This is a genomic window from Litorivita pollutaquae, from assembly GCF_003205515.1.
Taxonomy (GTDB): Bacteria; Pseudomonadota; Alphaproteobacteria; order Rhodobacterales; family Rhodobacteraceae; genus Litorivita; species Litorivita pollutaquae.
Genome location: NZ_KZ826481.1, coordinates 301,915 through 319,459, shown reverse-complemented (window position 1 = coordinate 319,459; position 17,545 = coordinate 301,915). Strand labels below are relative to the sequence as shown.

At 58.6% G+C, this 17,545-nt stretch carries 17 protein-coding genes; 9 read left to right on the top strand and 8 right to left on the bottom strand.

The genetic code is table 11. The features are described 5' to 3' along the window. The 4 genes from DI396_RS01480 (at position 1) to DI396_RS01465 (ending at position 4,006) form a co-directional block, all read left to right on the top strand. Complete coding sequence (locus tag DI396_RS01480; protein ID WP_110794377.1) at positions 1–966, top strand: dihydroneopterin aldolase; 966 nt, start codon at positions 1–3, stop codon at positions 964–966. 4 nt (positions 967–970) lie between these two features. Continuing rightward, the gene (gene folP, locus DI396_RS01475) at positions 971–1,987 is read left to right on the top strand and encodes a dihydropteroate synthase (RefSeq protein ID WP_110794376.1); all 1,017 of its coding nucleotides are present in this window, start codon (positions 971–973) and stop codon (positions 1,985–1,987) included. A 98-nt stretch (positions 1,988–2,085) separates the two neighbouring features. Beyond that, a complete protein-coding gene (gene glmM / locus DI396_RS01470) occupies positions 2,086–3,429 on the top strand; it encodes a phosphoglucosamine mutase (RefSeq protein WP_110794375.1) in 1,344 nt (447 codons plus the stop codon). A gap of 73 nt (positions 3,430–3,502) precedes the next feature. Beyond that, positions 3,503–4,006, top strand: coding sequence for a hypothetical protein (locus DI396_RS01465; protein ID WP_235851697.1), 504 nt, complete (start codon positions 3,503–3,505; stop codon positions 4,004–4,006). 51 nt (positions 4,007–4,057) lie between these two features. Here the strand turns inward: DI396_RS01465 and ilvC are convergent, their stop codons facing one another. Then, positions 4,058–5,080 carry a ketol-acid reductoisomerase gene (ilvC, locus tag DI396_RS01460; RefSeq protein WP_110794374.1) on the bottom strand — a complete coding sequence of 341 codons (1,023 nt, stop codon included), beginning with the start codon at positions 5,078–5,080 and terminating at the stop codon, positions 4,058–4,060. A 158-nt stretch (positions 5,081–5,238) separates the two neighbouring features. On the opposite strand from ilvC, the gene DI396_RS01455 reads away from it, so the two are divergent. From DI396_RS01455 to DI396_RS01445, 3 genes are all read left to right on the top strand, one after another. Next, positions 5,239–5,694: an Lrp/AsnC family transcriptional regulator gene (locus DI396_RS01455; RefSeq protein WP_110794373.1), complete on the top strand. Its 456-nt coding sequence runs from the start codon at positions 5,239–5,241 to the stop codon at positions 5,692–5,694. Next, a complete protein-coding gene (locus DI396_RS01450) occupies positions 5,691–6,149 on the top strand; it encodes an Lrp/AsnC family transcriptional regulator (RefSeq protein WP_110794372.1) in 459 nt (152 codons plus the stop codon). The genes DI396_RS01455 and DI396_RS01450 overlap by 4 nt, the downstream gene beginning before the upstream one ends. A gap of 81 nt (positions 6,150–6,230) precedes the next feature. Beyond that, positions 6,231–7,364, top strand: a complete 1,134-nt coding sequence (locus DI396_RS01445) for an aminotransferase class V-fold PLP-dependent enzyme (RefSeq protein ID WP_110794371.1) — start codon at positions 6,231–6,233, stop codon at positions 7,362–7,364. Between the two features lie 18 nt (positions 7,365–7,382). Here the strand turns inward: DI396_RS01445 and DI396_RS01440 are convergent, their stop codons facing one another. Together DI396_RS01440 and DI396_RS01435 are read right to left on the bottom strand one after the other, a co-directional pair. After that, a complete protein-coding gene (locus DI396_RS01440; protein WP_110794370.1) occupies positions 7,383–8,582 on the bottom strand; it encodes a UbiH/UbiF family hydroxylase in 1,200 nt (399 codons plus the stop codon). Positions 8,583–8,662: 80 nt separating this feature from the next. Further along, positions 8,663–9,307, bottom strand: coding sequence for a pyrimidine 5'-nucleotidase (locus DI396_RS01435; RefSeq protein ID WP_110794369.1), 645 nt, complete (start codon positions 9,305–9,307; stop codon positions 8,663–8,665). Between the two features lie 107 nt (positions 9,308–9,414). Between DI396_RS01435 and DI396_RS01430 the strand changes: the two genes are divergently transcribed. Then, positions 9,415–10,059, top strand: a complete 645-nt coding sequence (locus DI396_RS01430) for a GntR family transcriptional regulator (protein ID WP_110794368.1) — start codon at positions 9,415–9,417, stop codon at positions 10,057–10,059. Positions 10,060–10,125: 66 nt separating this feature from the next. On the opposite strand, the gene DI396_RS01425 is transcribed toward DI396_RS01430, so the two are convergent. After that, the gene (locus DI396_RS01425) at positions 10,126–12,030 is read right to left on the bottom strand and encodes a glycosyltransferase family 2 protein (protein ID WP_110794367.1); all 1,905 of its coding nucleotides are present in this window, start codon (positions 12,028–12,030) and stop codon (positions 10,126–10,128) included. Positions 12,031–12,279: 249 nt separating this feature from the next. Continuing rightward, a complete protein-coding gene (gene carA / locus DI396_RS01420) occupies positions 12,280–13,437 on the bottom strand; it encodes a glutamine-hydrolyzing carbamoyl-phosphate synthase small subunit (protein WP_110794816.1) in 1,158 nt (385 codons plus the stop codon). Between the two features lie 195 nt (positions 13,438–13,632). Between carA and DI396_RS01415 the strand changes: the two genes are divergently transcribed. After that, positions 13,633–14,100 carry a GatB/YqeY domain-containing protein gene (locus tag DI396_RS01415; RefSeq protein WP_110794366.1) on the top strand — a complete coding sequence of 156 codons (468 nt, stop codon included), beginning with the start codon at positions 13,633–13,635 and terminating at the stop codon, positions 14,098–14,100. Between the two features lie 67 nt (positions 14,101–14,167). Here the strand turns inward: DI396_RS01415 and DI396_RS01410 are convergent, their stop codons facing one another. The 3 genes from DI396_RS01410 to DI396_RS01400 form a co-directional block, all read right to left on the bottom strand. Then, entirely contained in the window at positions 14,168–14,686 is a 519-nt protein-coding gene (locus DI396_RS01410) for a DUF2244 domain-containing protein (RefSeq protein ID WP_110794365.1), read from the bottom strand. An 88-nt stretch (positions 14,687–14,774) separates the two neighbouring features. Then, positions 14,775–16,445 (bottom strand): cytochrome c oxidase subunit I, encoded by a 1,671-nt coding sequence (ctaD, locus tag DI396_RS01405; RefSeq protein ID WP_110794364.1) that lies wholly within the window; start codon positions 16,443–16,445, stop codon positions 14,775–14,777. Between the two features lie 432 nt (positions 16,446–16,877). Then, the gene (locus DI396_RS01400) at positions 16,878–17,351 is read right to left on the bottom strand and encodes a c-type cytochrome (RefSeq protein WP_110794363.1); all 474 of its coding nucleotides are present in this window, start codon (positions 17,349–17,351) and stop codon (positions 16,878–16,880) included. Positions 17,352–17,545: the final 194 nt, after the last annotated feature.

Sequence of the window (17,545 nt, the reverse complement as noted above, 5' to 3'; positions counted from 1 at the left end):
ATGAGCCACGATATTCACCTCGCTTTTGAGCACCCTTCGGCCCGTGCCCGCGCCACCGAACATGCCACCCGGACTGCCCCCTTGGATCGTATTTCCTTGCGCGACCATGTGGTTGAGGTCGAAATAGGCGCCTTTCAAGCTGAACGTGGCACCACGCAGAGGATTTGTTTTAACGTGGTGGTCGAAGTGCGCGCTCTTGCGGCGCCGGTCGAAGATGACGTGGATCGCATTCTGTCGTATGACAAGGTCACCGAGGCGATTGCCTTCGAATTGGCGGCCGAACGGGTCAACCTGTTGGAAACGCTGGCTGAACGTATTGCGGATCGCATTTTGTCCGAACCGCAGGCCGAGCGGGTCTTCGTGCGGATCGAGAAACTTGATCGTGGTCCTGGTGCGTTGGGTGTCGAGATCGTGCGCTCGGCGGATGAACGTTCGGACGCGGTCGCACTCAGCCCGCAACCACGCCCGCATCTGGTGTTTTTGAGCAATGAAGCGATTGGCAGCCCGCATCTTATCCACTGGCTTGATCAATTGGAGGCCCGCGCCGAGCCGGTGATCCTTTGCGTGGGGCCGCATGATGCCGCCGTGCCGAGGGCCACAAACCCGCTGGCACAGCGCCGGATTGACCTGCTGGCGATGGAACAGAATGCGTGGACCCTGGCCGCGCGGGATCGGCGCTGTGTGGTCACTGCGACCCGGACCGAGCTTGATTGGGCGATGAAACATGAACAGATTTGTGTTTGGGCCCCGTCAAAAATGTTGTTGGACGCGCCGCAGAACCCGTTGAACGATTTGGGCACCGGTGATCCTTTACGGCTTGTCCTCTGGCTCGGAATGCAGATGACCGCGACCGATATTTTGGTCATCGGTGCGCAAAGAGGCGATATCGCCGGATCAACCGGCAGCGCCTTTGGCGATGGGCTTTTGCCGCTGCGCCATATGCCTGCCGATCACGCGGATATTTGATCCGATGCGCGCGTATTTCCGTCCCCTTGTGCAAAGCGCGACGCCGCGCCCTGATGATGCCTTGCCGCTGGCGGGGGGGCCGCTTTGGTTCACCCATGCGATCCGTTTCATGCGCGGCGGCCCCGCCAAAGTGGTCCCTGCCGCCGCCATTCCTGCGGATTTATGCACCCGCCTGACGGCGCCGCGCACACCGCTTGCGGGGGTGGCGATGGACCGGCCCGCGATCATGGGCATTTTAAACACCACTCCGGACAGCTTTTCCGACGGCGGCGACCATTGCGATCCCGGCGCTGCGGTGGCGGCGGCCCGCGCGATGATCGACGCCGGCGCGGATATCATCGACGTGGGGGGCGAATCCACGCGGCCCGGCGCGGTTCTGGTGCCGGAAACCGAGGAAATTAGCCGCACCGTGCCTGTGATCGCGGCGCTGCGGGAGCAGAGCAATGTCGCAATCTCTATCGACACGCGCAAATCCGCCGTGGCCCGCGCCGCACATGCGGCGGGCGCGGGTTTGATCAACGATGTGTCTGCCTTTGCCTTCGACGCGGACATGCAGTCCACTTGCGCAGCGCTTGGTGCGCCGGTTTGCTTGATGCATGCGCAGGGAACGCCGGAGACCATGCAAGAGGATCCGCACTATGATGATGTGTTGCTCGATGTTTATGATGCGCTGGAAAAGGCGGTTGAGCAGGCCGAGGCGGCCGGCATTGCACGGGCGCGCATTCTCATTGATCCGGGCATCGGATTTGGCAAGTCAGTACCACATAACCTTCGGCTGATAGAGCATGTTTCCCTGTTTCATGGCATTGGCTGTGCCTTGCTTTTGGGGGTGTCGCGCAAAGGGTTTATTGGCCATCTCGGCGCTGCGCCCGCTCCCAAAGATCGCGCCCCGGGCTCAATCGCAGCGGGATTGGCCGGATTGGCGCAGGGGGTGCAGATGTTGCGGGTGCATGATGTGCGCGAGACCGCTTCGGCCATTGCGCTTTGGCGCGCCTGTCACGGGTTTGGCGCCGACCTGTGATGGCGGGCTTTGACGCCTGTGCCATTCTTGCATAAACCTGTGTTCAATGACGCGGCGCGTCGCATAGAAGTCGCATAGAAACAGTCAAGGACACCCCAATGACCCGCAAATTTTTCGGCACCGACGGGGTGCGCGGCACCGCCAATACCTATCCGATGACGGCCGAAATGGCGCTGCGGCTTGGTGCGGCGGTGGGACGGTATTTTCGCCGCGACGGATCAAACGTGCACCGTGTTGTCATCGGCAAAGACACGCGATTGTCGGGCTATATGTTCGAGAATGCACTGACGGCGGGGCTGACTTCGACGGGGATGAATGTGCTCTTGCTCGGGCCGGTGCCGACCCCTGCGGTGGGGCTGTTGACGCCATCGATGCGCGCCGATCTTGGTGTGATGATCTCGGCGAGCCATAATCCCGCCCATGACAACGGCATCAAGTTTTTCGGGCCCGACGGGTTCAAATTATCCGACGAGGCCGAGATGGAGATTGAGGCCTTGGTCGAGGCCGGTGTCGAACCGGCGCAAGCGCGCAATATTGGCCGCGCGCAGCGGATCGATGATGGTCTGTTCCGCTATGTAGAACGGGTGAAATCGACCTTTCCGGAAGGCCGCCGTTTGGACGGGATCAAGGTGGTGGTCGATTGCGCCAATGGCGCTGCCTACCGCGCCGCGCCGGAGGTGCTTTGGGAGTTGGGCGCCGAGGTGGTTAAAATCGGGGTGTCGCCGAATGGTTTGAATATCAATGAAAACTGCGGGTCTACGTCCCCCCAAACCGCCGCCGAAGCGGTGGTTGCCCATGGGGCGGATCTCGGGATCTGTCTGGATGGGGACGCGGATCGGATCATCTTGATTGATGAGACAGGAAAAATCGCCGATGGCGATCAGTTGATGGCGCTTTTGGCCAGCCGTTGGGCGGAAGAGGGCCGCCTTAAAGGCAATGCCTTGGTGGCCACCGTGATGTCGAACCTCGGACTTGAACGGTTCCTGGCCGGCAAGAACATCGGGTTGGAGCGCACCGGCGTGGGTGATCGCTATGTGGTTGAGCGGATGCGCGCGGGCGGTTTTAATTTGGGCGGCGAACAATCGGGCCATATCGTGATGACGGATTACGCCACCACGGGCGACGGGTTGATGGCGGGTTTGCAATTTTTGGCCGAAATGGTCCGCTCCGGGCACCGTGCCTCGACGCTTGCCAAACAGTTCGAGACCGTGCCGCAACTTCTTAAAAACGTGCGATTTTCGGCCGGTCAGGCGCCGTTGGACGAGGTCAAAGTTCAGGCCGCGATCCAACAGGCCGAGGCGGATCTCTCTGGCTCTGGCCGGCTTTTGATTCGTAAATCCGGCACCGAGCCTTTGATCCGCGTGATGGCCGAATGCGAGGATGAGGACCGTCTCAACGCCGCAGTGGCGCAAGTGGTCGAGGCGGTGCAAAAAGCTTTATAATCAACCTATGCGCGTCCTTGACCTATGCTCCTGCAAGGGCATAGGGTCACCCGTAACTTATAGGAGAATGCATATGTTATATCGAATTGGGCGGTTGCCCGCAGTCATCGCACTGGTCTGTGTTGCGGGGGCAGCCCATGCGGAGATGTCCGTGGCATTGGACGCGCCATGGACAGGAAAAACCGTGCCGAACGGGCAGCAATGCACGTTGTTTGGGGGCAATGGATCGACCCCGCCGATGCAGGTTTCGAACCTGCCCGAGGGTACTGCGTCACTGATTGTTGAATATGACGACAAATCCTATCCGCCGATGGCGACGGATGGCGGTCATGGCACGCTGATGTATCCGGTCAACGGGGCGGCGGCCAAATTGCCTGCCGTTCCGGGGCTGACGGATGAATTGCCGGGCGGTGTCAAGGTCGTACACGCGGCGCGCGGCACGGGCAAATACGCCTCCAAAGGGTATATGCCACCCTGTTCCGGCGGCAAGGGCAACCAATATACCGCCACGCTGAAAGCGGTGAGCAGCGACGGTAAGGTGATCGAGGAAAAGACCATCACCATCGGCAAATACTGAAACGAAAAAAGGGCGCCCCAAGAGGCGCCCTTTTTAAGGTCTGGTGCAAAATTAATTTTTTGCTTTATCGACCATTTTACCCGCAGAGATCCAAGGCATCATGTCGCGCAGCTTGCCGCCGACAACTTCGATCTGGTGCTCGTCATTGGACCGGCGCGAGGCTTTGATCGTGGGTTGGCCAACCGCATTTTCCAGCATGAAATCACGCACGAATTTGCCGGACTGGATGTCGCTCAGAACCGCTTTCATGTTTGCCTTTGTTTCTTCGTAAGGCAGGATGCGCGGGCCGGACACGTATTGACCGTATTCGGCAGTGTTGGAGATCGAGTAATCCATGTTGGCGATGCCGCCTTCATAGATCAGATCAACGATGAGCTTGGTTTCGTGCAGGCACTCGAAATAGGCCATTTCCGGCTCGTAACCGGCTTCGACCAGTGTTTCAAAGCCCATGCGGATCAATTCGACGATACCGCCGCACAAAACGGCCTGTTCGCCAAAGAGGTCGGTTTCACATTCTTCGCGGAAATCCGTTTCGATGATGCCGGAGCGACCGCCACCGATGGCCGAGCAATAGGACAGGCCGATTTCCAGCGCTTTGCCGGATGCGTCTTTGTCAACGGCAACAAGGCAAGGCACGCCGCCGCCTTTGGTGTATTCGCCGCGCACGGTGTGACCGGGGCCTTTGGGGGCCATCATGATCACGTCGACGCCTTCTTTGGGCTCGATCAGGCCGAAGTGCACGTTCAAACCGTGCGCAAATGCGATTGCGGCGCCGGGTTTGATGTTGTCATGCACATATTTTTTGTAGGTTTCGGCCTGCAATTCGTCGGGCATGGTGAACATGATCACGTCGCACCATGCGGCGGCTTCGGCGATGCCCATGACCTCGAGGCCTTCACCTTCGGCTTTTTTGGCCGATGCCGAGCCTTCGCGCAGAGCAACAACAAGGTTTTTCGCGCCAGAGTCGCGCAGGTTCAGCGCATGCGCATGGCCTTGCGAGCCGTAACCAAGGATGGCCACTTTTTTGTCTTTGATCAGGTTAATGTCGCAATCGCGGTCATAATATACGCGCATGATATGTCCTTTCGGGTTGGTGGCGGAAGCCTATCGCTTCCGAGTCGTCGTCTGTGCGCACCATAGGCGCATTTTTCGCGATATGATTTGGCAATCGCATGATATTTTGTGTATATTTGAAATATCTATTCTCTTGATTATGAAAAGATTGCCATTTCATGCTTGATGACACTGATCGCCGCATTCTGAGGTTCTATCAAGCGGATCCCGGCCTGACGGCGGCACAATTAGCAGCGCAGGCGGGCTTGGCCACGGCGACCTGTTGGCGCCGGGTGGAGCGGATGATCGAAAATGGCGTGATCCGGGGGAACCGCGCGGTGATAGATTGGCGTGCGCTTGGATATGAGGTCGAAGTCAGCCTGCGCATCAGCCTCGATAAAACCAATTCGCGTGCCTTCGACGAATTCATTGCCGAGGCCCGAAGTGTTCCCGATGTCATTGAAATTCAAACCTTTTTGGGGCGCGTCGATGTCCGCCTTTCGGTCATTGCCCGCGACATGGCGCATTACCAAGACATCTATCGTAAGAGAATTCTATCCCTGCCGCATATCAGCGATATCGAAGCCTTGATGCATGTGGCGCGGATCAAGAGCGATGAGACGCTGCCGCTATGATTGAGCTGGATGATGTCGACCGGATGCTGTTGCGCGAATTGGCGTGCGATGCCGGGCAAACTGCGGGGGCCTTAGGGCGCAAGGTTGATCTGTCACAGCCTGCGACCTGGCGACGGATTGAACGGCTCAAAGGCCTTGGCGTTATTGCCGGGCGGCGCTTGGAACTTGATCGTGAAAAGCTCGGGTTTGGCGTAGCGGTTTTTTTGGGAATCAAATTGGCCACCAAGGGTCGCGTCAGTCTTGATGATTTCGAACGCGCCGTTTGCGCGATCCCCGAGGTGCAAACCGTCGAGCATGTGCTCGGCATGTATGACTATCGCCTGCGGGTTGTGGCCCGCGACATCGCGGATTTTGAACGGGTTCTGCGGCGCCGGATCATGACATTACCCGGCGTGGGCGATGTCGAGGCCAATGTGCTCTTGTCCGAAGAACGCGTTGCGGGGCCTTTGGGGTAGCGGGCGCGATTTTCGGCTTTTGCTAGGCGCGCCGCCGGAGTAGCCTTCGGGCCAACGCCCCGTTGCCTAAGGAGACTGTCCATGACCGCCCTGCTTGATACTGTCGATCCCGATGGGTTGCTCGAATATTCAGTGGTCTTCACTGACCGTTCGCTCAACCATATGTCGCAAATATTCCAACAGGTTATGCGCGATATCTCATCGATGCTCAAAGAGGTGTATAACGCCCATTCCGTCGCCCTCATCCCCGGTGGCGGCACCTATGGGATGGAGGCCGTGGCGCGCCAGTTTGCGGCTGGAAAACATGCGATGATCGTCCGCAACGGATGGTTTTCCTATCGCTGGAGCCAGATTTTCGAGGCGGGTAATTTTGCCGCCGAAACCACGGTGTTCAAGGCCCGCCAAACCGGCAATGGTGCGCAATCGCCCTTTGCGCCCGCGCCGATTGACGAGGTCACCGCCGCCATCCGCGCGGCCAAGCCGGAGGTGGTTTTTGCGCCTCATGTGGAAACATCGGCGGGTTTGATCCTGCCCGATGACTATATCAAGGCGCTGGCCGTGGCCGCCCATGATGTGGGGGCGCTTTTTGTGCTGGATTGCATTGCCTCCGGTTGCGCATGGGTGGATATGGAAAAATGCGGCGTCGATGTGTTGATTTCCGCGCCGCAAAAAGGGTGGTCGGCTTCGCCTTCGGCGGGTTTGGTGATGATGTCCGCGCGCGCCGCCGCGCGATTGGAAGAGACAACCTCGGACAGCTTTGCGTTGGACCTCAAAAAATGGCGCGCGATCATGGTGGCCTATGAAAACGGCGGCCATGCTTATCATGCGACCCTGCCGACCGATGCCCTGCGCGCCTTTCGCGACACGATGCAGGAGACGAAAGAATATGGCTTCGAGCGCCTGCGCGAATCGCAATGGGCCTTGGGCGACGGGGTGCGTGCGATGTTGGCGGCGCGCGGGTTTTCTTCGGTCGCTGCCGACGGATTTGGCGCGCCCGGCGTGGTGGTCAGCTATACCGACGACCCAATGATCCAGAACGGCAGCAAATTCGCCGCGCAGGGATTGCAGATTGCGGCGGGCGTGCCATTGGCCTGTGATGAGCCAGAGGGGTTTATGACCTTCCGCATCGGCCTGTTCGGTCTCGATAAACTCTATGATGTGCCAAGCGCGCTTGGCCGTTTCGAGGCCGCTTTGGATACGGTTCTCGACGGTTAAGACATTGGGCACGCGTGGTTATCCGCGTGTGCCCAATCCCATTTGCATCATCATCTTACGCACCGGCGCCATGCCGTAGATCGCCGACAGCCCCGCCGCGCGCAAATCGCGCAAAGGCTGGCTATGCATTTGTGACGCGCGGTTGAGCATATCAATTCCTGCCACCCGCGCGCGGACTTCCTTGTGTCGCGCCGCATGGAATTGATCGAGCATCATCCGTGACCCAAGCGTATCGGGCGCGGAAACGGCAAGATCGTGCAGCACCCGCAGATCACCAAGGCTCATGTTCAATCCTTGCGCGCCGATGGGCGGCACCACATGGGCGGCCTCGGCGATCAAGGCCAACCGCTCGCCGCTCATCCTTTCGGCCACTTGGGAAATAATCGGCCAAGTGGTGCGGCGCGAGGCAAGCGTCAGTGGGCCGAACAATTCGCAGGACCGGCGATTCATTTCCTCTTGGAACTCCGGTTCCGATAGGGCGGCAAGGCGCATCACCTCGGGCCCGTCCTCCATCCAGACCACCGCAGAGGAGGGGTGCCCGTCATGGTCCGGCAATGGCACCAATGTGAACGGCCCACCCGAACGATGAATTTCCGTGGAGACATTGTTATGGGGGATCGGATGGGTGACCGCAAAGGCCAATGCCTTTTGCCCGTAACGCGTTGTTTTGACCGGAATCCCGGCCGCCTCGCGCAGGCGTGAATTGCGTCCGTCCGCCGCGATCACCAAGCGCGCGCGCGCGGTTTCTCCGTCGCTAAGCGATACGCGGGCCTCATCGGTGCGGGTGAACAGGCCCTTGGCTGCGGTGCCGGCGCGGAACTCCACATTCGGCAATTCGTCAATCCGCGCCAAAAATTCGCGCCGCAGCAGCCAGTTCGGCAAGTTCCACCCAAAGGGCAGGTCGGACAGATCGGCGGCGTTAAACTCGCGGGTCAATCGCGGGCGTGGGTCCACGCCGCCGGCATCGACAATGCGCATGATTTGCAAAGCGGCGGCATGCGGGGCGAGGCGATCCCATACGCCGGCCCGATCCAAAAGCGCCTGTGCGGGCTGCAAAAAAGCGGTGGTGCGCAAATCCGATCCGGCCCCGTCGCGTGTTGTCACCGGCGGTGCCGGATCAACGCAAAGCACGGAAAACCCTGCCTGCCCGAACACGCAAGCCGCCGCCAGACCGGCAATACCGCCGCCGGAAATCACGATATCAAGATCGGTCTGCATGGCATGGCCTCCTGCCAGATAGTGTCGCCTATGAAGTAGCGCAGTTTCCTACGGGGTTCCATGCGTGATCCCGCCGCGCTTTAGAGGACTGTGCCCAGAAATTCCGCCAGATCGTCCGTATGGTGCTGCACATGCGGGTGTGGGTCGGCGGTTTGCGCCACATGCACCGTGCGCAGCCCCATGTCATGCGGGACTTGCAGGTTGCGTAAATCATCCTCGAACATGGCGCTCGCGGTGGGGGAGAGCCCATCGGCGGCGAAGACGGTTTCAAAAGCCGCGCGTTCGGGTTTTGAGGCAAAACCAGCATGTTCAACGCCATAAATCGCATCGAACAGCCCGCCAAGCCCGCGTGCTGCGCTGACTTTCTCGGCATATGGCGCGGTGCCGTTGGTGTAGATGATTTTGCGCCCGGGGAGGGCACGAATGCGCTCCGCAAGCACGGGATCAGGCGTCAGAGGTGTGAAATCGATTTCGTGCACCTCTTCCAGATAGGGAGCAGGGTCAACATCATGCTCACGTATCAATCCGGCCAAAGTCGTGCCGTATCTGTGCCAATAATGGCGGCGCAAGTAATCGGCGCGGGCGCGGTCCACGCCGAGCGCCTGCATCACATAAGCGGTCATGCGGATCTCGATCTGGTCAAACAGGCGCATCGCAGGCGGATACAACGTATTGTCGAGATCAAAGATCCAGGTGGTGACATGAGAGAAATCGGATTTTGGCATGGGATGAGGGTAGGGCGCGCGGCGCGCCTGCGCAATCTCTTTGGTTGATCGCAGGGGGCGCAGGCGGATAAGGTTTGCGCAGCTGACACCAGATTTGGATATTGCCTATGAAACCGGCCCAAAAAGATGCCTATATGTTGATCCTCGAAGCGATCGACACAGGGTTGTATAAACCCGGTGACCGGTTGGTCGAAAGCGATTTGGCCGAACGATTTGGCGTGTCGCGCACGCCGATCCGCGAAGCTTTGCAGCGGCTTGAGACGCAATCGCTTTTGGCCCGCGACGGGCGCAGTTTGATCGTGGCATCTTTGGATCACAACCAATTGTCCGAACTCTATGTCGTGCGGGCCGATCTTGAAGGTCTGGCGGCGCGTTTGGCCGCCCGTCATGCCACGAGCGAAGAGGTGCGGGTGCTGCGGGATATGGTGGAAGAGGATCGCGCGTTGCTTGGCCAACCCGCCGCGATGGCGCGAGCGAACCGGCGTTTTCACAAGATGATCCATCTGGCGTCGCACAACCGGTATTTGGTGCAACAATTGGACCTTGTCCACCGCACGATGGCGTTGATGGCGACCACGACTTTGGCGGCCGAGGGGCGAGACAAAAACGCCTTGGCCGAACATGATGTGATTGTCGCCGCGATCGAATCCCGCGACGAGGCAAAGGCCGAGAAAGCCCTGAAAGACCATATTTCCAAGGCATTCATGACGCGGCTAAAATCGGACGCGCGCAATCACGATGCGTTGCATTGAGCGGTATCGTCAAAGCGCCCCCGCATATCGCAACGACAAACGGCGCCAGCGTGGCGCCGTTTTGCGTTATACGCGCGGCCGTGCCTTGGGGGTTTGATCGGTGCCCTTGGGGTGGTCAATCGACAACCCGTGTGGGGTTTTGTCCCAATAAAATGGGATGACGATCAATTCGTAAAGCGCCTTGTACGCCGCGAAAACCCCCAGCGGATAATAGACATGCATGGTCGCAACCCAAGGAAGCAGATGTCGGTGCCCGGGATTGGCAATGGCGGTGAGATTGGCGACCACATTGATCATCTCGACGGTCAAAAACAGCGATCCCATCGTCAAAAGCATCTCATGCGGCACAATCCCGTCCAGAGGGTGCGGTAGCCCCAGAATTACCAGCCAGAAGGACCAGAGAAGCGGCGCGAGGAAGAATTGCGACATCGCCGTTACGAAATGAGCCTGAAAGCCGATGAACCGCCATGCGCCAAGTTGATTAAACAATTTCAATGGCTTACGCATATGGACCAGGTAAGTGGTCATATAACCTTTCAGCCATCTCGAACGTTGGCGCACCCACGGCAGCGCCCGGCAGTTCGCCTCTTCGCCGGTGACGGTTTGGATCACATCGGTGCGGTAGCCATGACGCGCCAACCGGAAGCCGAGGTCGGCGTCTTCGGTGACATTATGCGCATCCCACCCGCCCAGTTCTTCCAAAGCATCGCGGCGAAAATAGAGCGTTGTGCCCCCCAACGGAATGCCAAAGCCAAGCTGTGCCATGCCGGGCAGGATCAGCCGGAACCATGCCGCATATTCGATGGTAAAGCAGCGCGCGATCCAGTTTTGACGCGGATTGTAATAGTCGAGGATCCCCTGCAAACAGACCAAGTCAGGTGGCGCGTTGAGGAAATGATGTGCAACGCGCGTGATTTGATCGGCATCGGGCGCATCTTCGGCATCAAAGATACCGATGATTTCCCCATCGCAGAAATCCAACGCGTAGTTCATTGCCCGCGGCTTGGTTTGCGGCTCTCCTTTGGGCACGACCACCACCCGAAGCCAAGGCGGCAAAGATGTCCGGGCGACCGTGTCCTGAGTGAGCGTGTCGACCTCTTCGAGAACCAACACAACATCAAGCAACGATTTGGGATAATTCAGTTTTTTAAGTCGTTGAACGAGATGGGAGGCGATTTCTTTTTCTTTAAAGAGCGGCACCAACACCGAGACTTTTGGCAGCCGTGCTCCCGATGGCAGATCGGGTGTCAGGAAATCCTCTGGCGGCTTCGAGACCCGCGCGACAAAGGCGGCGGTTTTCATCACCGAGGACACCATTAAGGTAAAGATTGCCCAACCGACCAATGCCATGAAAACAATGGTAGGATAGCGAAAGGTCAGGACTGCCACTGCGGTCAGAGCCGCGAGGCAAAGCACAATGCGCAGGCGGCGGTTCTTGCCCCATGTGCGGCAGCTTTCGGCCTCGGGGACACGGGTTTGCGCCGCCAGAACCAGCGCAGGCCGGTTCAACCGCGCCACGGTGTTTTGAATTTGCTCTTGGCTGGCAATCACCATCCGCGCCGGTAGCAATTCGTCGGGCAGGGCGGCGACGATTTGCTCGAACAGATGCGGGCGGGAGGTGGCGATATGCGTCACATCATCCACCTTCTGCCATGCAACGATACAATGTTTGATGCAAAATTGAGGATCAAGCATATGGATCAGCGTGCCCGCCGGCGGCGTCTCTTCGAGATCGACAACAAAGGTATCGTGGTACCGCGCCAATGCCGACCGCATGTCGGCGGGGCGCATGATGCCCTCGGTCGTAAGGATTTTGTCAAGTGTTGCGTCGCATTGTGCCTGCACCGAAAGCGCTGCCATCAATTGTTCGGAAGTGATGGCACCGGTGCGCACCAACTCCGAGCCAAGAGATGCGGGTTTGAGGTCGGCGTTTGATGTGCCGTCAAACTCTCGCAGGTCTGGGAAATACATTCGAAACGCCTCACTTATGGTCAGCAAGGAGTTTCTACATAGAGAGTTAACACCGTATTAACATGCGCTTAACGCGACGCATGGAATACGCTTTTTAAGGCTATGGCGGATGTCCGCCGATGGCAACTCGCCATAAATAGCGAGGCGCAGAGATTTTATTGCCAGAAAGGGCCGATATCGCCGTCGAAAACGAGGTCTATTAACCGAATCTTAAGCGTGGCTTCGCGCCGAACATATGCGCCGGTTCGGTTAGCTGCGGGCGGCCATATGGGCTGCGAATCGCTCGAACAGGTAAAAACTGTCCTGCGGGCCGGGGCTGGCTTCGGGGTGGTGTTGCACCGAATAGACCGGCCGGTCTTTCATGCGGATGCCGCAATTGGAGCCGTCAAACAGCGACACATGGGTTTCCAAGATGCCTTCTGGCAAACTTTGACTGTCTACTGCGAATCCGTGGTTCATCGAGGTGATTTCGACTTTTCCGGTGTCTTTGTCTTGCACCGGATGATTTGCCCCGTGATGCCCGTGGTTCATCTTGATGGTCTGGGCGCCCAACGCGAGGGCAAGCATCTGATGCCCGAGGCAAATTCCGAACATCGGCAGATCGGTCGTGTTCAAGATCTTTTGGATCATCGGCACCGCATATTTGCCCGTGGCCGCCGGGTCGCCGGGACCGTTGGACAAAAATACGCCGTCCGGATCATGCGCCAAAACCTCTTCGGCGGTGGCGGTCGCGGGCAGGACCGTGACATCGCAGCCCGCCGAGGCAAGGCAACGCAGGATGTTGCGTTTGGCACCATAGTCGATCGCAACGACTTTATGTTTCGGTGCGGTCTGCGGCAGATATCCATCGGGCCATGCCCACCGCATTTCATTCCAATGGTAGCTTTGAGCGCAGGTCACATCTTTAGCCAGATCGACCCCTTCGAGGCCAGCAAATCCGCGCGCGGCTGCAACCAGGGATTCGACGTCGAAATTACCTTCGGGGTCATGGGACAGCGCCACATGCGGTGCGCCCGATTGGCGGATCGCACGGGTCAACCGGCGGGTATCAACGCCGCCAATGGCGATCCGCCCGCGCGCGGCGAGCCAATCGCCCAATTCTTGCGTCGCGCGCCAGCTGGACGCCACCGTGGGATCCCATTTCACCACCATGCCCGCGGCCACCGGATCGGCGGTTTCGTCGTCTTCGGGGGTCACGCCGGTGTTGCCGATATGCGGGAAGGTGAAGGTTACGATTTGCCCCGCATAGGACGGATCGGTCATGATTTCCTGATAGCCGGTCATCGCTGTATTGAAGCACAATTCGGCGGTGGTTTCGCCCGTCGCGCCAAAGCCATGGCCAAAGAAAAGCGTTCCGTCCGCAAGTGCTAAACAGGCGGTCGGGCGGGGGCTAGGCTGTTGGGCCATGATCAGTCTCCGGATGCGGTGAATTTGCGCATAGGTAAGGGGGAGATCGGCAGGGGTCAACCCCTTGAACGCGCGATATCGCGCGGCGGGAGCCATGAAAACAAGGGGCATTTCCCTACAAGCTGAAGGCTTGCCAACACCTGCGCGATTGGGTAGAGGTCAGGGCTTCTTCGGCACCATGGGGATGGGACCAATATGGAACTTAGAGATCGAGTTAATACCGCCCTGAAACGGGCGATGAAAGACAAGGACGCGGCGCGGTTGTCGACATTGCGGCTGATCAATGCCGCGATCAAAGATCGCGACATCGCCTTGCGCGGTCAAGGTGGAGAGCAAGGCATCGGCGACGATGAAGTGCTCGGCATCCTTGGAAAAATGGTTAAGCAACGACAAGAAAGCGCCCGCGTGTATGAAGAAGGCGGGCGGCTTGATCTGGCTGAGCGCGAGATTGCCGAAACCGAGGTGATCATCGAATTCCTGCCCAAACAGTTGAGCGATGACGAGGTGCAGGCGGCGATCGCGGCGGCGGTTGAAAAAACCGGTGCGACGTCGATCCGCGATATGGGCAAAGTCATGGGCGCGCTAAAGGCGGATTATACCGGACAGATGGATTTCGGCGCCGCCGGTGCGATGATCAAGGAGCGGCTCGCCAAGCAAGGCTGAGCGCATGCAAGCGGAAGACACAAAGGCGCGTTCCCTCGGGGGCGCGCCTTTTGCATTTCGCGCCTGTTCAAGGCGAAGGCGCGGTGGATTTGATGTCCTTGAGCACCGCGATCAACTCGGAGTAAAGCCTCTTGCGCTCGTCTTCGGTCAGGAACGCACCCAATTCCACCACACGTGAGCCACCTGCGAGGGTGATATAGCTGGGCACCGGTCCGCCCGAGGGATGGATTTCGGGCCGCAGCCAATAGGTGTTGCAGTCCCATACCTGCGGTGTGCTGCGGGCCGAGCGGCGGCTGAGGCGGGCCGTGTCCGCATCAATCTCCAGCTCCTCCAACACCTCGCCGTCCTTATAGGACCGGGCAATCCCCCACCACAGTGCGCCGATGGTGAGCAGGGCAAAGGGCAACAAACCCCAAAGCACTTTGGTGCCCAAAACCCCGAGCAAAGGAATGGTGATGAACAAAAACGCGCCCAAAATCACGGCTGCAAATCCGGCCTTGGGCAAAGAGCGATGCGGCCAAGCCGAGAGCACCCGACGGGGGAGGCGATCAGGGCCAGAAGGGGCGATGGTCCATTCATAGGGCATAAGAGGGCGGCTCGGTGGTTGTCGCAAATAGAAACGGGGCCGCAGATGGAATGTCTGCGGCCCCGCTTTGATCTTTAAAAGCTACGCCTTAGTGGGCGGGGCTTTTGTCCCAGTCTTCCTGTTTTGGAAGCTGCTCGAACGTGTGTTCGGGCGGCGGGCAGGGCAGGGTCCATTCCAACGTATCGGCATATTCGTTCCAATAGTTGTTCTCGGTCACGCGTTTGCCTTTGAGCAGCGAATAAATCACGATGCCAAAGAACAAGATGAACGAGGCGAAGGAGATGAAGGCGCCGATTGACGACCAGTAGTTCCAAACAGCGAACTGCTCGGGATAGTCGATATAGCGGCGCGGCATGCCCTGACGGCCCAAGAAGTGTTGCGGGAAGAAGGTCAGGTTCGCACCGATGAACATCATCCAGAAGTGCAGCTTCGCCGCCGCTTCGGGATAATGACGACCGGTCATTTTGCCGAAGTAGAAGTAGATACCGGCAAAGATCGCAAAGACCGCCCCGAGGCTCATCACATAGTGAAAGTGTGCCACAACATAATAGGTGTCGTGATAGGCACGGTCCACGCCCGGCTGGCTGAGCACGATGCCCGTCACGCCGCCCACGGTGAAGAGGAAGAGGAACCCAAAGGCCCAGACCATCGGCGCTTTGAATTCAATCGAACCGCCCCACATTGTGGCAATCCAGGAGAAGACCTTCACACCCGTTGGCACCGCAATCACCATCGTCGCGACCATGAAATAGCTCTGCTGCGTTAACGACAGACCCACGGTATACATGTGGTGCGCCCAGACAACAAAGCCCAGAACACCAATCGCGATGATCGCCCAAACCATTGGCAGATAGCCAAAGACCGGTTTGCGCGAGAAGGTCGCGATGACGTGGGAAATGATGCCAAAGCCCGGCAGGATGATGATGTAAACTTCAGGGTGACCAAAGAACCACAGGATGTGTTGGTAGAGGACTGGATCCCCGCCGCCACCCGGTTGGAAGAAGGTCGTGCCAAAGTTACGGTCGGTGAGAAGCATGGTGATCGCGCCTGCCAGAACCGGCAAGGACAAGAGGATCAGCCACGAGGTCACAAAAATCGACCAAGAGAACAGCGGAACCTTGAACAGGGTCATGCCCGGTGCGCGCATGTTGAGGAATGTGGTGATCATGTTGATCGCGCCAAGGATCGAGCTGGCGCCCGAAACGTGAACCGCGAAGATCGCCAAATCCATTGAATAGCCGCCCTCAGAGGTCGACAAAGGCGGATATAGAACCCAACCCACGCCTGATCCAAGCTGTCCGTTGCCGCCTGGGCTAAGCAAGGAGGCAACACCCAAGGCTGTGCCGGCCACATACATCCAGAATGACAGGTTGTTCATCCGCGGGAAGGCCATGTCCGGCGCGCCGATTTGCAGCGGCATGAAATAGTTGCCGAAACCGCCGAAAAGCGCCGGAATCACAACGAAGAACATCATCAAAACACCATGATAGGTGATCATCACGTTCCACAGGTGTCCGTTGGGGGTACATTCCGCCGCTGTCGCGATGAAACGCGCGCCTTCAAGGCACATGTATTGCACGCCGGGCTCCATGAGCTCCAAGCGCATATAGACCGTGAACGTCACCGAAATCAGACCGACGAATGCCGATACGATCAGGTAAAGTAGGCCGATGTCTTTGTGGTTGGTCGACATGAACCACCGGGTAAAGAATCCCCGATTGTCTTCATGATCGTGGCCGTGAATGGCTGCGTCTGCCATTGGGTGCCTCCTGCTGGTATGGTGATAGGCGCGCAAACACATGTCGCCCGCCCGATGTCTCTGGGTGACGTTTTAGTGTGCAACGCCGCGCGCGGCAATGTCGACTTTGACGCAGATCAAAGAATTTTGTCGCACCCCACCTGTTTGCCGCGAAATTTAGGGTCTTATTCGCATAGCATACCCATTTGCGTCGTGCAGGCGGGCGATTCCATGCGTTGAGAGATGGCGATGGCATGGGACGATCCGGTCGGCATCGGGCGGAGCCGGTGCGAGTGCCGGCCCGGGGCGTCCGGCCCCCGGTATCTCGGGTGGCTCTGGCAAGAGGGTGCTTTGGCATGAGGGGGCTATGAGGGAGAAACGCAAAACGCCGCGCGGCCGGTGGGGCTGCGCGGCGTTTGCCGGTTCTTCTATCGCCCAAAGGGCGGGTTAGGCTTATTCGCTTTTGGTCTCTTCGCCATCGGCGTCCATATCAGATTCGGCGGCCGGTGACACGCTGGCCAAATAGGCCGCTACATCCTCGCCACCTTTTCTCAGCTTGAACGTCATCTTCGATTTGGCCGCGCCATCGTCAAGATAGTCGGCGAGGAAACCTTTGGGGTCTGCGACATACTCCGCAAGGTTGGCAGTGTCCCACACCAAGCCTTTTTCACCGGCCTCCTTCAGGGATGGGCCGTATTTGAAATCTTCAACCGATCCGGCGACACGACCGACCACACCATAAAGGTTCGGTCCGGTTTTACCGCCTTTCAGGAACACTTCATCTTCGCTGGACACCATATGGCATGCCTTGCATTTCTTCATGGCTTTTTCACCGGCTTCGGCATCGCCTGCGGCGCTGTGGCTGTCTGCAAAAACGGGGGCGCTCAAGGCCAGCATCGCGGCCGCAGCAGTCAAAAGGGTTTTCATAGTGTATCCTCGTGGTTTTTCGTTCGGCATGATCAATGCCCTCGATATGCCTCGATACCTAGCACGGCCATGCGAGAAAGCAACGTGAGACAATTGTCGCAGGCCCGCCTGTGACAATGCCCCGCAGTCGCGCCTATTCGATCCTTCATAGTGTTCTCGCGCGGGCCGCGCGCATTCTGGCGGGCGCATCTGTT